This window comes from Christiangramia flava JLT2011 (assembly GCF_001951155.1).
In the GTDB taxonomy this organism is placed as follows: Bacteria; Bacteroidota; Bacteroidia; order Flavobacteriales; family Flavobacteriaceae; genus Christiangramia; species Christiangramia flava.
The window spans coordinates 1298483-1313467 of record NZ_CP016359.1 but is presented as its reverse complement, the minus strand read 5'-3'; the positions used below and the strand labels follow the sequence as shown (position 1 = coordinate 1313467).

14 protein-coding genes and 1 tRNA gene are annotated in these 14985 nt (G+C 43.1%); 11 read left to right on the top strand and 4 right to left on the bottom strand.

What is annotated here, in order from left to right; all coding sequences use genetic code 11:
- Positions 1–94 precede the first annotated feature (94 nt).
- The 7 genes from topA (at position 95) to GRFL_RS05495 (ending at position 9564) form a co-directional block, all read left to right on the top strand.
- Positions 95–2593, top strand: a complete 2499-nt coding sequence (gene topA, locus GRFL_RS05525) for a type I DNA topoisomerase (protein WP_083643665.1) — start codon at positions 95–97, stop codon at positions 2591–2593.
- A gap of 3 nt (positions 2594–2596) precedes the next feature.
- A complete protein-coding gene (locus GRFL_RS05520) occupies positions 2597–3757 on the top strand; it encodes a formimidoylglutamase (protein WP_083643664.1) in 1161 nt (386 codons plus the stop codon).
- A gap of 114 nt (positions 3758–3871) precedes the next feature.
- Entirely contained in the window at positions 3872–5239 is a 1368-nt protein-coding gene (gene porK, locus GRFL_RS05515; RefSeq protein WP_083643663.1) for a T9SS ring complex lipoprotein PorK/GldK, read from the top strand.
- Between the two features lie 55 nt (positions 5240–5294).
- Positions 5295–5942, top strand: a complete 648-nt coding sequence (porL, locus tag GRFL_RS05510; RefSeq protein ID WP_083643662.1) for a type IX secretion system motor protein PorL/GldL — start codon at positions 5295–5297, stop codon at positions 5940–5942.
- Between the two features lie 51 nt (positions 5943–5993).
- On the top strand, positions 5994–7532 hold the full coding sequence (gene porM, locus GRFL_RS05505) for a type IX secretion system motor protein PorM/GldM (RefSeq protein ID WP_083643661.1): 1539 nt from the start codon (positions 5994–5996) through the stop codon (positions 7530–7532).
- A 10-nt stretch (positions 7533–7542) separates the two neighbouring features.
- A complete protein-coding gene (gene porN, locus GRFL_RS05500) occupies positions 7543–8436 on the top strand; it encodes a type IX secretion system ring subunit PorN/GldN (RefSeq protein ID WP_083643660.1) in 894 nt (297 codons plus the stop codon).
- Between the two features lie 69 nt (positions 8437–8505).
- On the top strand, positions 8506–9564 hold the full coding sequence (locus GRFL_RS05495) for an NAD(P)/FAD-dependent oxidoreductase (protein WP_083645972.1): 1059 nt from the start codon (positions 8506–8508) through the stop codon (positions 9562–9564).
- Here the strand turns inward: GRFL_RS05495 and GRFL_RS05490 are convergent.
- On the bottom strand, positions 9561–9950 hold the full coding sequence (locus GRFL_RS05490) for a DUF983 domain-containing protein (protein WP_083643659.1): 390 nt from the start codon (positions 9948–9950) through the stop codon (positions 9561–9563). The two genes, GRFL_RS05495 and GRFL_RS05490, sit on opposite strands and share 4 nt — an antisense overlap.
- 66 nt (positions 9951–10016) lie before the next feature.
- Between GRFL_RS05490 and abc-f the strand changes: the two genes are divergently transcribed.
- The 4 genes from abc-f to GRFL_RS05470 all read left to right on the top strand — a co-directional run bounded on the left by abc-f (position 10017) and on the right by GRFL_RS05470 (position 12653).
- Positions 10017–11930 carry a ribosomal protection-like ABC-F family protein gene (gene abc-f / locus GRFL_RS05485; protein ID WP_083643658.1) on the top strand — a complete coding sequence of 638 codons (1914 nt, stop codon included), beginning with the start codon at positions 10017–10019 and terminating at the stop codon, positions 11928–11930.
- A gap of 12 nt (positions 11931–11942) precedes the next feature.
- The gene (locus GRFL_RS05480) at positions 11943–12125 is read left to right on the top strand and encodes a CPXCG motif-containing cysteine-rich protein (protein WP_083643657.1); all 183 of its coding nucleotides are present in this window, start codon (positions 11943–11945) and stop codon (positions 12123–12125) included.
- Positions 12126–12168: 43 nt separating this feature from the next.
- Entirely contained in the window at positions 12169–12522 is a 354-nt protein-coding gene (locus tag GRFL_RS05475; RefSeq protein WP_083643656.1) for a SpoIIAA family protein, read from the top strand.
- 58 nt (positions 12523–12580) lie between these two features.
- Positions 12581–12653, top strand: a tRNA-Met gene (locus GRFL_RS05470).
- Between the two features lie 63 nt (positions 12654–12716).
- On the opposite strand, the gene GRFL_RS05465 is transcribed toward GRFL_RS05470, so the two are convergent.
- The 3 genes from GRFL_RS05465 to GRFL_RS05455 all read right to left on the bottom strand — a co-directional run bounded on the left by GRFL_RS05465 (position 12717) and on the right by GRFL_RS05455 (position 14970).
- Entirely contained in the window at positions 12717–13040 is a 324-nt protein-coding gene (locus GRFL_RS05465; RefSeq protein ID WP_083643655.1) for a DUF4907 domain-containing protein, read from the bottom strand.
- 87 nt (positions 13041–13127) lie between these two features.
- A complete protein-coding gene (locus GRFL_RS05460; RefSeq protein WP_083643654.1) occupies positions 13128–14114 on the bottom strand; it encodes a Kelch repeat-containing protein in 987 nt (328 codons plus the stop codon).
- Positions 14115–14127: 13 nt separating this feature from the next.
- Positions 14128–14970 (bottom strand): DUF6268 family outer membrane beta-barrel protein, encoded by an 843-nt coding sequence (locus GRFL_RS05455; protein WP_083643653.1) that lies wholly within the window; start codon positions 14968–14970, stop codon positions 14128–14130.
- Between the last annotated feature and the right edge of the window lie 15 nt (positions 14971–14985).

The window sequence follows — 14985 nt, the reverse complement described above, 5'->3', positions numbered from 1 at the left end:
GGTGTTTTCAGAAGTTTTAATAGCAGCAAAAGTCCAGGTTGAACAACTTGAATAAAAATTTGATATACTTTTGCACTTACAAAGCACATAATCTATGGCAAAAAATTTAGTGATTGTAGAGTCCCCGGCAAAGGCCAAAACCATTGAAAAATTTCTGGGCGCCGATTATAAGGTAGCTTCCAGCTTTGGTCATATAGCCGATCTGCCAACCAAAGAAATCGGGGTGGACACCGAGGGTGACTTTACACCTAAATATATAGTATCGCGGGATAAAAAGGATGTTGTAAAGAAACTGAAGAGTCTTGCGAAATCAGCAGAAACCGTCTGGCTGGCGAGTGATGAGGACCGGGAGGGAGAGGCGATTGCCTGGCACCTGGCGGAAGAACTCGACCTGAAAAATACCAATACCAAACGAATCGTTTTTCATGAGATCACCAAACAGGCGATTCTGAAAGCGATCGAAAATCCCAGAACGATCGATTACAACCTTGTAAACGCGCAGCAGGCCCGGCGAGTACTGGACAGGCTGGTTGGTTATGAGTTGTCTCCGGTGCTATGGCGTAAGGTCAAGGGCGGACTATCGGCTGGTAGGGTACAATCGGTTGCCGTACGGCTGATTGTGGAAAGAGAACGCGAAATTCAGGATTTTACACCTGAAGCTTCTTACAGGATCGATGCAGAATTTTCTACGGAAGACGGAAAAAGCCTGAAAGCTAAAATTCCGAAGAACTTTGAAACCCGCGAAGAAGCTGAACAGTTTCTGAAAGATAATATTGGCGCGAATTTCAAGGTGGCTGATCTTACGACCAAACCGGCGAAGAAAAACCCTGCGCCGCCGTTTACTACGTCCACCCTTCAGCAGGAAGCATCCAGAAAATTATATTTTTCAGTAGGGAAAACTATGACTTTGGCGCAACGACTATACGAGGCCGGGCATATTACCTATATGAGAACTGATAGTGTGAACCTTTCTGACGAGGCTCGAAAAGGTGCCAAGGAAGAGATTCTGAAAGCTTACGGCGAGAAATATGCTAAATCCCGCCAGTTCAAAGGAAAGGCCAAAGGAGCTCAGGAAGCTCACGAAGCCATCAGGCCTACGAATTTTGCCAATCACAGCATTTCTGCGGAAAGAGATCAACAGCGGCTGTATGAACTGATCTGGAAGCGTGCGATCGCATCGCAGATGAGTGATGCGCAACTGGAGCGTACCAACGTGAAGATCGAGGCAGATAAGCACGATAATATTTTTACCGCCAATGGTGAAGTATTGAAATTTGAAGGGTTTCTAAAGGTTTACCTGGAAGGCAGCGATGAGGAAGATGAAGAACAAAGTGGTATGCTGCCCGCCATGAAAGCTGGTCAGCCGCTTTTCAAGGATTACATCACCGCAACCGAGCGATTTACGCGTCCGCCGTATCGCTATACGGAAGCCTCCCTAGTAAAGAAACTGGAGGAACTGGGCATTGGAAGACCGTCAACTTATGCGCCTACCATTTCCACGATCCAAAGCAGGAATTATATCGAAAGAGGTTCGGTAGATGGCACTGAAAGAGAATATGTACAATTTACCCTGAAAGGAGATAAGCTTACCGAGAAGAATCTTACCGAAACCGTAGGTAGCGATAAAGGGAAACTGGTTCCTACCGCTACCGGAATGGTGGTAAACGATTTCCTGGTAAATCATTTCAGCAATATCCTGGATTATAATTTTACCGCGAAAGTCGAAGAAAGCTTTGATAATATCGCGGAAGGAAATAAAGAATGGACCAGCATGATGAAGGAATTCTATAAAGATTTCCATCCTCATGTTCAGGACGTTGCTAAAAATGCCGATCGTGAAGTGGGCGAGCGAATCCTTGGGGAAGATCCGGAAACCGGAAAGCCAGTGAGTGTTCGTTTAGGGAAATTCGGACCAATGGTGCAGATAGGTAGCGTGGAAGATGAAGAAAAACCACAGTTTGCAAGTCTGGCACCAGATCAGAACATGGAAACCCTTACCTATGAAGAGGCGATGGCCTTGTTTGATCTTCCGAAGAAATTAGGGGAGTATAAAGGTGAAAGCGTAGAGGTGAATAATGGTCGATACGGGCCGTACGTGCGCTTCGGAAAAAAATTCGTTTCACTAGAAAAGGGTGAAGATCCGCATGACGTAAGTTTTGATCGTGCGATGGAGCTTATTAAGGAAAAAGAAAAGGCCGACGCACCAATCTATGAGTACCAGGATAAACCGGTGCAAAAAGGAGTTGGTCGATTTGGACCTTATTTAAAATGGAACAATATCTTCATCAACGTAAATAAGAAGTATGATTTTGATAATCTTTCCGGAGATGATATCGAGGAACTGATCGAGGACAAACTGAAAAAAGAGCGTGAGAAGATCATTCATAATTGGGAAGAAGAAGGGATTCGTGTGGAAAAGGCCAGATGGGGACGTTTCAACATAATTAAAGGTAAGACTAAGGTGGAAATGCCAAAAACTACCAAGGTCGAGAAAATGACTCTCGAAGAAGCCAAAGCTATTATCGAGAAAAAGGCTACCAAGAAAAAAACGACCAAAAAGAAAACGACCAAAAAAACCACCAAAAAGAAGTAATCAATGGAGATCGATTTTCTTGCTCCCCTGAGTCAGGACCTGCTTGATCAAATCAAGAACTTAGACCAGCATTCCCTTGGAGCGAAAACCCTGTTCCATAGCGAGCGTTCGGGCTTACCTGATCTGGAAAATGTTCACGTGGCTATTTTTGGCGTGAAAGATAACCGCCGAGCGGTACGGAAAAGCGAAACCCCTGAATTTTCACAGCTTAGAAGAAATTTTTACAGACTATTCCCCGGGAACTGGCGTGTGAATATTGCTGATCTGGGGGATGTGGAAGCAGGCGCAACCGTTGACGATACCTATTTCGCGGTACAACAAATCGTTGAAAGCCTGATAAAAAAGGATATTTTGCCGGTGATACTGGGTGGAAGCCAGGATTTGATTTATGCCCAATACAGGGCGTATGATAAACTGGATCAGATGGTTAACCTGGTAAATATCGATAGTAAATTTGATCTTGGCGATGCTGACAAGGCGATTACCAGTGAGTCTTATGTAGGAAAAATCGTAGTTGATCAGCCTTATAATTTATTTAATTATTCGGCTTTAGGCTACCAGACCTATTTCAATTCTCAGGAAGAGATCGAATTAATGGAGAGGCTGTTTTTTGAGGCTTATCGACTGGGAGAAGTCACTGCGGATATTGCGGCGATGGAACCGGTCTTCAGGAATGCCAATCTGGTTGGAATGGACCTGAATGCGATTGATTCGGGCTCGATGAATTCAGCTTATTTCAATTCACCTAATGGTTTTAACGGAAGGGAGATTTGCGCTCTGGCTCGTTATGCCGGGATTAGTGATAAAGTTTCTTCTTTCGGTGTTTATGAATATCAGAATAACCTGGGAGACTTAGCAAATACGCTGGTTGCCCAGATCATTTGGTATTTCGTAGAAGGCGTGAACTACCGTACGAACGAGAATACTATTTCCGCTAAAAAAGAGTTTATAAGATACCAGGTGCCTATTGAAGATGAGGTGTTGGTGTTCTTTAAAAGCCCAGTGAGCGGCAGGTGGTGGATCGAGATCCCGTTTTTGGATCATGTGAATACTAAATTAAAAAGGCATACGTTATTACCTTGCACAGAGGAAGATTATCTGGAAGCATGCAACCAGGTGATCCCTGAAAGATGGTATAAAGCAAAAAGAAAAAACGAAGTTTAAAAAATACATCAGACATTATTTGATTTAGGCTATTTTTATCTGAAATATTGTTTTTTAGAAAATAATTAGATAGGTTTACTGCCGTAAATCAAAATGTCTTAACCTAAGATAACTATGAAGAAGTATATTTCGCTCATTGCTGTTCTAGCCTTGCTTTCCAGCTGTGGTGGAGGCGATCGTGGACAGCTTGTTGGTGCGGAGGGTAAGAAGTGGAATCCGGAGAAACCTTATGGTATGACATTGATTCCTGGCGGTGCCTTCGTCATGGGTAAATCTGATGACGATATTGCCGGGCAGAGGAATGCCCCTCCAAAGACCGTTACGGTTCGCTCATTTTACATGGATGAGACCGAAATTACTAACTCAGAGTATCGCCAGTTCGTGAACTATGTTCGCGATTCGGTCGTTCGGGTGAAACTTGCGATCATGGCAGAAATGCAGGGCGCTGTTCCCGGCGATGATGGGATTGGGGAATATGCGTTTGCTGATGCTGATCCGGAAGATATGACTCCGTATCAGGAATATATGATGAATACTTACGGTCAGGGCGGTCCTTCAGACGATTATGCCAACCGTAAACTGAATAAAGACGTAGATTTGGTTTGGGAGACAGATAAGTATCCCGATGTATATTACGCGGAAGTCATGGATTCGATGTATATCCCGATGGATGAAGTATACAATGGCCAGCGTACGATCGATGTGAAAAAACTGAAATTCAGATACAGCTGGATGGACATCCAGTCTGCCGCGAAACAGCAGGGAGACCGTAGCGATTACATTAAAACCGAAGAAGTTTCCGTATATCCTGATACCACCGTATGGATCAAGGATTTCAACTACTCTTACAATGAGCCCATGCACAACGATTATTTCTGGCATAGTGCTTATGATGAATATCCTGTGGTAGGAGTGAGCTGGAAGCAAGCTCGTGCTTTTACCCAGTGGAGAACAAAATATCATAACGATTATAAAAAATCCAAGGGAGATGCCAATGTTCCTTCTTACCGCTTACCAACTGAAGGGGAGTGGGAATATGCTGCGAGAGGCGGCCTGGATGGAGCTACCTATCCTTGGGGTGGACCGTACACCAAGAATGATCGTGGGTGTTTTATGGCAAACTTTAAGCCGCTTCGAGGAGATTATGCCGCCGATCAGGCTTTGTATACCGTAGAAGCAAAATCTTATGACCCGAACGATTTTGGGTTGTACAACATGGCCGGGAATGTTTCGGAATGGGTAGATTCTTCATATGATCCAGGATCATATGAATACATGTCTACCATGAACCCCACCGTTAACAATCCTGATGATATGAGAAAAGTAGTTAGAGGAGGGTCATGGAAGGATGTCGCTTATTTCCTTCAGGTAAGTTCCAGAGATTATGAATATGCTGATTCAGCCAGAAGTTATATCGGCTTCCGAACAGTTCAGGATTATTTGGGAACTGATGTAACCTTAAACCAATCTTCTAACAAATAGACTTGGATGAATTTAACCTATTTATAAAAAACCAAGAAATCTAAACATTTAAGTTATGGCAAAATCAAGAGCAACGAAAAAAGTGACCAACATGGTCTACGGTCTTGGAGCATCTGTAGTAATTCTGGGTGCCCTTTTTAAAATTATGCACTGGCCGTTTGGTAACGCAATGCTTATCATCGGTCTTTGTGTGGAAGCTTTAGTATTCGCATACTCGGCTTTCGAACCGGTAGACGATGAACTGGACTGGTCTTTAGTTTATCCAGAATTGGCAGGAGGTGAGCCTGCTAACCGAAAAGCAGCTTTAGTAGAGCAGCAAGAAACTCAGGGTATGTTGAGCAAGAAACTGGACGACATGCTACGCGAAGCGAAAATTGACGCTAATTTGATGAGTTCATTAAGCGAAAGTATCCGAAATTTTGAAGGTGCCGCCAAAGGAATAGCCCCTACCGTAGATTCCATGGCTTCACAGAAAAAATACAGCGAGGAACTTAGTGTTGCAGCTGCGCAGATGGAAACTTTGAACAATATTTATAAAGCTCAGGTAGATTCAGCTTCACGTCAGGCTGAGATCAACCAGGAAGTAGCTGAAAATGCCGGAAAACTGAAGGCACAGATGGATTCTCTTGCAGAAAATATGGCTTCCCTAAACAACGTTTATGGTGGAATGCTTACTGCAATGAACGGAAAAGCGAGAGTCTAATTGAAATTTTCAATTAAGCTAAATTTTTAACTTAAAACGAATTAATTAGACATGGCATCCGGAAAACAATCGCCACGGCAGAAGATGATCAACCTAATGTACCTGGTGTTCATCGCGATGATGGCGTTAAATATGTCCAAGGAGGTGTTGACAGCCTTCGGATTGATGAATGAAAAGCTTGCCGAATCAAGTACGGCAACCACTCAGCGAAATTCGGCATTTATGGCTGGTCTTGCTGAAAAAGTAAGCGAGCAACCTAAGAAATATGCTCCTCTTAAGGAAAAAGCAGATAAGATCGATGAGCTATCTTCTAACTTTACTGCTTATATAGACAATTTAAAAAATGAACTACAAGCGACGGTAAGTGATCCTGAGGATTATGAAACCATGGACAAATCGAACGAACTGGACGAAATGTTTTTCCAGAGTGGGACGATTTCTCCGAAAGGTGAGGAATTCCTGAACCAGATCGAGATCTACCGTGAGGGCGTGGCTTCTACTATTGAAGATGCATTTCCTCAGATCGCTCAAAAAGTAAGAAGTGAATTTTCCACTGGAGAAGTCACAACTCGTGAAAATATCAAGAAGCCCTGGTTGGATTATCATTATCAGGGGTTCCCATTGATCGCTTCTATTACAAAACTTACTCAAATGCAGGTTGATGTAAAAAGCACCGAGAGCCAGATTCTTTCGGCTATGCTTTCTGGGCAGCTGCAGAGCGAAGTCTCATTGACCAACTATCAGGCGATCGTGGTTCCAGACAAGACAGCATTCTTTAGCGGTGAAAACTTCAAAGGAAAGGTGGTACTTGGCCGTGTGGACAATACGCTTCAGTTTGATAATGTAACGATCAATGGAAAAAAAGTTGAAAGCACTCAGGCCGGGCAGGTTGTTCTGGATTTTCCAGCTGGAAATATCGGAGAGCAGGATATCAAGGGGCAATTGGAATTCAAGGAAGGTGATTCAACCGTGGTAATTCCGGTAAGCAGTTCGTACACTGTGATTCCGAAACCTAATAATGCAGTGATTTCTGCTGATAAAATGAACGTGGTGTATCGTGGAGTTCAAAACCCGATGACTATTTCCATTCCTGGAGTACCAAGTGTGAGTGCGAACGCACCTGGATTGCGTCAGGCTGGTGGTGCCGGAAAATATACTATGGATGTAACCACGCTTCAGGCGAGAGAAGTTGCCATTAAAGTTAGTGGTAAACTACCTACCGGTGAAACAGTTTCAGATAGCAAGACCTTCCGAATTAAAGATATTCCTCGTCCTGTTGGAACTGTTAGAGGTGAAGATGGTTCTGTATCGATGCAGCGAAACAGCCTGGAAATTGCCAATATTGGCGCTTCCCTGCCAGATTTCGATTTCGATCTGAATCTTAATGTAACCGGATTTAAATTTAAAGTTCCTGGGCAGCCAACAATTATTGTACGTGGAAATCGTTTAGATGATAGGGCAAAAGCAGCCTTACGTCGTGCCGGACGTGGAGAAAGCGTTCAGGTATACGACATCGAGGCTTCTTTAGCAGGTAATTCCAGCTATAAGTTGAAAAAAGTAGCTCCGGTATTTATCGAGCTAACAAATTAAAATTTACAAAATGAGCTTGAAAGGATTTTTAGTGTTTGGTTTTACGATGATGATGGGCGCTGCATCTTTTGGGCAGGCAAACATCCTTAATGCTGATAAGCCCGAGGATATTGGGAAAAAATCTGAGGCTCAGCTTGCCGTAGACGAAGAAGATAAACCTTTGGAATACGGATACGTGGGAGACCGCGATATTCTATGGTCAAAAGGCACCTGGGAGATCATCGATCTGGATGAGCGTGTGAATTTCCCGTTGTACTATCCTATTGATACCAACAATATTGGGACCAGTAGACGTTCCCTGTATGATGTATTGATCAGAGCTATTAAAGATGGTAAGATCCAGAATATTTATGCCGATTCTTATTTCAATGAGAAAAGAACGCTGAAGGATATTCGGGCAACGCTTTCAAAAGTTGATACGACCGATCTTGGTATCGAGCAGTATAACGCAGGTGAAGAGGTAGCGGCGCAGTATATCGATCGTCGAGATCTTGGTGCAGCTGATATCGCTGAATATCACATCCGCGGGATGTGGTACTTTGATAAGCGTTTAGCTGAATTGAAATATCGTTTACTTGGAATCGCACCAGTGGCCCCAGATGTAAACTTTATTGATTCGGGCCAGACAGACCTGGTAGAACTTTTCTGGGTTTGGTATCCAGATGCACGTGAAGTGCTTCATGAAGCCAAGGTTTTCATGGGCGGAAACACTTCAAATACCGTTTCTTTTGATCATTTATTGAACTCACGGCGCTTTGATGCCGTGATCTATAAAGAAGATAACGTGCAGGGTGACCGGCAAATTGATGATTATATCGTGGATAATGCCTTTATGCAGCTGCTCGAATCTGAAAGGATCAAAGAACAGATACGTAATTTCGAACAGGACATGTGGAATTACTAATCCTGAAAAAATATATTTTGAAAAAGCGCTCTCTTGGAGCGCTTTTTTAATTTTGCTGAAAAGCATTTCATGAAACAAGATTTTTTGGTAGTGGGACTTGGCCTTAGCGGACTCGCCATTTGTGAAGAACTGGAAAAACGAGGGCATAGTTTCAGGGTATATGAAGATAACAGCCAGAAGTCTTCTTTTGTGGCCGGTGGAATTTTCAATCCCGTTATTCTGAAGCGCTTTACATTAGCCTGGGATGCCGATGAACAATTGAAGGTATCCATCCCTTTTTATCAGTCGCTGGAGCAAAAGCTACATATCCCGCTGGTGCATTTCTGGAATATTTTCCGAAGATTCCATTCGGTGGAAGAACAGAACAACTGGTTTGTGGCGACCGATAAGGAACGATTAGGTGAATTCCTGGATACGAAATTGCACCAGATCGATAATCCACATATCAGTGCTCCGTATTCCTACGGAAAAGTTCAGCAAACCGGGCATGTAGACACCGGGAAAATGTTGGCTGCCTACCGCAAGTATCTGGCTGAAAAAAACAGCATTCTTTTTGAAAATTTCGATTATGATCAATTACAACTAGAAGACGGAAGGGTCAAATACCAGGATGGCCATTTTGAATCGGTGATTTTTTGCGAGGGCTTTGGGTTGCGTCGCAATCCGTATTTTCAGTATTTACCGCTTCGCGGAAACAAAGGGGAGTATATCACCATTCGCTCCAGGGAACTGCAGTTAAAAGAGGCGATAAAATCTTCCGTATTTATTCTTCCGCTAGGCGATGACCTTTATAAAGTGGGAGCGACTTATGATAATCAGGATAAAAGCCCCGAGATAACGTCCCAGGCATGTGAAAGACTGGTTCAGCAGGTGAGGCAGGTGATCAATTGTGATTTCGAGGTGGTAGATCAGGTGGCAGGAATACGGCCGGCAATGATCGATAGAAGACCAATTATTGGGAGGCACCCGGAACATTCCAATCTTTATTGTTGCAACGGCTTCGGAAGTCGTGGGGTGCTGGCTGGCCCGGTAATGGCCAGGCAATTGCTTGATTTTATTGACGACCAATCAGGAATTGATGCGGAGGTGGATCTTAACCGCTTTACCAAAAAATATTTTCAGCATTAGTTTTCAGCTTTTTCCGTGCCTTTATAGGAAAAGAAAAAGTTGATCCAGATATTCCTGGAAAGGCGCATGATGATCGGCATAAAAACGATCAGGGTACCCGTAATCGCAAAAAATGCAGTCAAGGGACTGCTTTCGAAGAAAAAATAGGAGATGATAAAAGCGGCAACCGCAAACGCAACACCAACGGCATAGCTTACATACATGGCGCCGTAGAAAAAAGAAGGCTCGATTTTATACTTCGTACCGCAGTGAGAACAGCGTTCGTGCATTTCCAGGACCCTGCTCAATTTGTAGGGATTTGACTCCAGGTACATGCTTTCTTCGTGGCAAACGGGACAGGTACCGGTTAAAATACTATAGAGCTTGGTTCCTTTAAGAGCTTTCATCTAATTTTTTTTGCATTACAAATTTAAGCATCTTTGCAGGAATTTAGAGTTACAATTGTTACAGGGATGCTGAATATTCATAATCTTTCCGTTTCGTTTGCAGGAGAATACCTTTTTAAGGACATCAGTTTCAGGCTGGGTCCGGGAGATCGAGTAGGTCTTATTGGGAAAAATGGCGCGGGAAAATCTACGATGCTAAAGATTATTGCCGGGGAGCAGGAATACGATTCCGGGCAGATCTCGAAAGATAAAGCCTTAAAAATTGGATTTTTAAAGCAGGATCTCGATTTTGAAAAGGGCCGTACGGTGCTGGATGAGTCCTACCAGGCTTTTACCGAAATCAAAAAACTGGAGGCAGAAATGACTCATATCAATGAGCAGCTGGCTACGAGGACCGATTATGAAAGTGAGTCGTATAACCAGTTGATCCAGGATCTGAGTGAGATCACGCACCAGTACGAGATCATTGGCGGATACAATTACGAAGGTGATACCGAGAAAGTGCTTTTGGGACTGGGTTTTACCCGCGACGATTTTCATAAGCAAACCGATACATTTTCCGGTGGATGGCGTATGCGTATCGAGCTGGCCAAACTACTGCTCCAAAACAATGACATTTTGCTGCTGGATGAGCCCACCAACCACCTCGATATCGAAAGTATCATCTGGCTGGAAAGCTTTCTTAATAATTATCCTGGCTGTGTAATGCTGGTCTCTCACGACAAGATGTTTCTGAACAATGTGACCAATCGCAGTATTGAAATTTCCCTCGGAAATATTTACGATTACAAAAAGCCGTATTCAGAATTCATGGAATTTCGGAAGGAACTTCGCGAACAGCAGCTGGCAGCTCAGAAGAATCAGCAGAAAGAGATTGAGCATACCGAAAAGCTGATCGATAAATTCCGTGCCAAGGCCACCAAGGCTTCGATGGCGCAATCCCTGATGAAAAAGCTTGAGAAGATTGACAGGATCGAGGTTGATGAAGATGACAATGCCGTGATGAGCGTGAATTTTCCCGTGAGTGTGAACCCGGGAAAGGTAGTGATCGAAGCGCACCACCTTGAAAAAGCTTACGGTGATAAAAAGGTGCTTGATGATATCAATTTGCTGGTGGAGCGGCAGAGTAAGATCGCGTTTGTTGGACAGAACGGCCAGGGAAAAACCACGCTCGCAAAGATCATTATCGGGGAACTTCAGCATGAAGGTGAACTCAAACTGGGTCACAACGTACAACTGGGTTATTTTGCACAAAACCAGGCGGATTACCTGAATGGAGAAAAATCGGTTTTAGAAACCATGGTCGATGCGGCAAATGAAACCAACAGGACCAAAGTACGCGATATGCTGGGCGCTTTCCTATTCCGTGGGGATGAAGTGGAAAAGAAAGTGAAAGTGCTTAGCGGAGGGGAGAGAAACCGGCTGGCACTTTGTAAAATGCTGCTGGAACCTTTTAATGTGCTGGTGATGGATGAGCCCACCAACCACCTGGACATCAAATCCAAAAATGTCCTGAAAGAAGCTTTGAGCAGATTTGAAGGGACCTTGCTTTTGGTTTCTCACGACCGGGATTTTCTGCAAGGACTTACTGATAAGGTTTATGAATTCCGAAATCACCAGATCAACGAATATTTGGGTGATATTGATTATTACCTGGACCAGCGGAAACTTCAGGACATGCGAGCCGTGGAAAAAAGGGAAGTTCAGAAGAAAAATTCTGCTGAAAAAAGCGGAGCACAGAAAGGATCGCAGGTTAACCAGAAAGAGCGCAAGAAACTGAAGAATCGCCTGAGCAAGATTGAAATGAAGATTACGAAGATGGAGGCCGATATCAAGGCGAAAGACAGGCAGCTTGCCGAAAATTATGAAAAAACGATCACGCAGGCAGATTTTCTTCCGAATTACAATGCTTCCAAGAAGAAGCTGGAGAAACTGATGGAAGAGTGGGAAGACCTGCAGCTGGCTCTGGAAAAGAATTAAAAAAGTTACGAAATGAACGAACACTTTTTTCAATGCCCATATTGCTGGGAAGAAATTTCGGTTTTACTGGATCCTTCGATCAACCATCAAACCTATATTGAAGATTGTGAAGTTTGTTGCCGTCCCATTGAATTTGAAGTGGCATTTGAGGATGGGGAACTTGTTCAATTCGAGGTGCGGGATATTGAACAATAAGTTGGATATTTTTTAGTACTTTGTGCATCAAATAATTACGTAAATGGTATCAAGTTTTGAACTGGCCGGTCATGTCGTGGGAATTATGGTAGATCGCGATCTTACCGAAGAATATCTCGAAGAAATTCATAAAATCATCCTGGAGAAGATAGCGCTTCACGGGAAGATCAATTTGTTCTGTGAAATTCAAAAGGGACAACAGGTACCATTAAAAGTATTGATGAAAGAATTGAAATTTAAATACGAGAATTCAAAAAACCTTAATAAGTTGGCTTTCATTTCTGATGCCTCCTGGATGCGTACTTTTATGGGAATCAACGACCTGGTATTACCGTGCGAGGTGCGTACGTTTGATTCCACAAACAGGCTGGATGCCATCAACTGGATTTCTCATTAATTTTCTGAAAAAAGTTTGGTAGGAACCTTTTTTCTGCCTTATATTTGCCATCCAATATCGCGGGATAGAGCAGTAGGTAGCTCGTCGGGCTCATAACCCGAAGGTCACTGGTTCGAGTCCAGTTCCCGCTACTAAGAAAGACAAGCCACCTTTTCGGGTGGCTTTTTTTTTATTTATTACCTTCTGAAAACAGCCTATTTAATGGTTATGCTAAGATTGACCAGTTCTTCGTAGCTGATGGAAGGATTGATCCCATTTTTCATTTTGATTATAACCAGTTCTGCTACTTCGCCGGCGTCCTGTTTCGTGTGAAATTTCTGATTGCACTGGATAACCGGAATCTTTTTCTGTTTAATTAATAATCGGTGGTTATAGAATATGGAGTATCCGTATCCAGCTGATTTGTATTCGTCGATTTGGTAAGTGTATTCTTCCGGTTTTACTTTCAGGTTTATAACAAATATGAGGCTGAATAGAAAAACTAGGATCCCCACTACATAAATGATTTTTTGAAACATAGTATATCAATAAAAAACCCAAAGACCATGATGTGAGTGAGCAGGCCTTTGGGTCAAGAAATCCAACAAAATTAAAATCCAAACAACTTAGTCTTCATCATCGTATTCTTCTTGCGAATGCAATTCATAAATATCGTCCATATACAGGGATCCAGACCTTCCTAAAAGGACGTAGGCACGATCCCCATTAGAAAATCCCAGCGCATCCTGGCGAATATTGCCTTCCAGTGCGGTGATCTCTTCCCAGGTGTCGGTAGTTGGGTCATATTCCCAGGTAGTAGCGGTAGCGCCGCCAATATAACCAGTGGTGATATAGCCGTAGCCACCGAGTTCAAAAGATACCGCGTTCGATCTCGTAATGCTGTAGTCGTCGTCTTCATCCAGGTCATTCAATCGGGTAAAAATTTCTGTATTAGGATCAAACACCCAAAAGTCTTCTTTGTATAGGCCGTTACTCACACCCGTTCCTAGATAAACTTTCCCGTTAATGCTAAATGCGGTCGCGTTGCGTCTTTTCTCACCTCCAAAACCTACCAGTAGGCTCCATTCATTTTCGACAGGGTCGAACTTGTAGAAATCTTTAAGATCGTTATCTCCATCGTAACCGGTACCAATGAACCCGTTTCCATTTATTCCGAATCCAATAGCTGCTCGCCGTGGTCCTCCCATAAAATCAGCTTTTTGCGTCCAGGAATTCGAACTGGGATCATATTCGTAAAAATCTTGAAGTTCTTCCTCGCCATTATAGCCAATACCAATGTATCCCTTACTGTCTATCGCAAAACCGGATGCGCTGCTGCGAGCTTCGCCCGGAAAATCGGTTAACTGTTCCCAGTAATCTCCTTCGATATTGTAGGACCAGAAATCGGTTAAATAATCATCTCCGTCATAGCCTGTTCCCATATAACCGGTACTGCCAATGGTGAAGCCTGCTGCGTTACTTCTTGGTGTGCCATCAAAAACCGATCGTTCGATCCAGTTCCCTCTTTCAGAGTCATCGTCGTCGCTACTGCAGGAAATTAGTGTAGTAACCAGCAGTGCATATAAAAAGTATTTCAAATTATAAATTGTCATTAGTTGAAGTTATTTAAAGTTTAATATTGAATCCTGCATTGATGGAGAAAGCATTGAGGGAATTGTTATATTCTTCATCCCCGCCAGGCGCAGGGATGTTGGTTTCACTTTTCAAAATATAATCGCTTCCTAAATGGAATGACCAACTTTGAAAAAGTTCATGCTGAAAGGAAATTCCCAATTTTTGCAATGCTATGCTGGCAGTTGCCCCTGAAGGATTTTCTGAAAGTTTATAGAAAGAGCCTTCGAAAACATGAGCGAGTTTAATCGTATTTTGATCATTCAAATGAAATGCCAGAGCGCTATATGGAAAACCGGCTGTAAGAGATACATTCGGGCTTATAGGTGTACGGAATGCAATTACCGGTAAAATGGCAGGTTCCCCAAGGTAGGTTTCGTAAGCTATACCGGCTTCCAGGGAGGTCTCTAAATTTCCTTCCTCGCCCCAGGTTTTAATGAAAGTAGATATACCGGTAAAAACCAGGTCATTCAGGTTCAGGTCTCCTTGATAATTGGTATATACCCCGATTCCCAGCTTTGTTTGAAAACTGAAATTCGGCATGACTTTATAACTGGTTTGAATATGGTTTTCCAGGTTAAGGAATGATTGCTGAAAACTGTTATAATTGCTGGAATACCTTAAAATTCCTGCCTGTGTTTCATTTTTAAAGGCAAACCTCCCGGCCGTTGCCGAAATTTCATTCAGGAGCTGATAATTTTCCAATCCTCCGCTCGAGGCATTCGAAGGAATATAATCATAGGTCCATCCTATACCGTCTTCCTTTAGTTTTACCTGGCTAAATGTTTTACCAGTAATACAAATAATAAAGAGCAACATGAGATTTCTTTTAGCCATTCATCGAATCTTAAC

Coding starts and splice junctions, on each gene's coding strand:
- topA (WP_083643665.1), top strand. CDS start 95: ATGGCAAAAAATTTAGTGATTGTAGAGTCCCCGGCAAAGGCCAAAACC.
- GRFL_RS05520 (WP_083643664.1), top strand. CDS start 2,597: ATGGAGATCGATTTTCTTGCTCCCCTGAGTCAGGACCTGCTTGATCAA.
- porK (WP_083643663.1), top strand. CDS start 3,872: ATGAAGAAGTATATTTCGCTCATTGCTGTTCTAGCCTTGCTTTCCAGC.
- porL (WP_083643662.1), top strand. CDS start 5,295: ATGGCAAAATCAAGAGCAACGAAAAAAGTGACCAACATGGTCTACGGT.
- porM (WP_083643661.1), top strand. CDS start 5,994: ATGGCATCCGGAAAACAATCGCCACGGCAGAAGATGATCAACCTAATG.
- porN (WP_083643660.1), top strand. CDS start 7,543: ATGAGCTTGAAAGGATTTTTAGTGTTTGGTTTTACGATGATGATGGGC.
- GRFL_RS05495 (WP_083645972.1), top strand. CDS start 8,506: ATGAAACAAGATTTTTTGGTAGTGGGACTTGGCCTTAGCGGACTCGCC.
- GRFL_RS05490 (WP_083643659.1), bottom strand. CDS start 9,950: ATGAAAGCTCTTAAAGGAACCAAGCTCTATAGTATTTTAACCGGTACC.
- abc-f (WP_083643658.1), top strand. CDS start 10,017: ATGCTGAATATTCATAATCTTTCCGTTTCGTTTGCAGGAGAATACCTT.
- GRFL_RS05480 (WP_083643657.1), top strand. CDS start 11,943: ATGAACGAACACTTTTTTCAATGCCCATATTGCTGGGAAGAAATTTCG.
- GRFL_RS05475 (WP_083643656.1), top strand. CDS start 12,169: ATGGTATCAAGTTTTGAACTGGCCGGTCATGTCGTGGGAATTATGGTA.
- GRFL_RS05465 (WP_083643655.1), bottom strand. CDS start 13,040: ATGTTTCAAAAAATCATTTATGTAGTGGGGATCCTAGTTTTTCTATTC.
- GRFL_RS05460 (WP_083643654.1), bottom strand. CDS start 14,114: ATGACAATTTATAATTTGAAATACTTTTTATATGCACTGCTGGTTACT.
- GRFL_RS05455 (WP_083643653.1), bottom strand. CDS start 14,970: ATGGCTAAAAGAAATCTCATGTTGCTCTTTATTATTTGTATTACTGGT.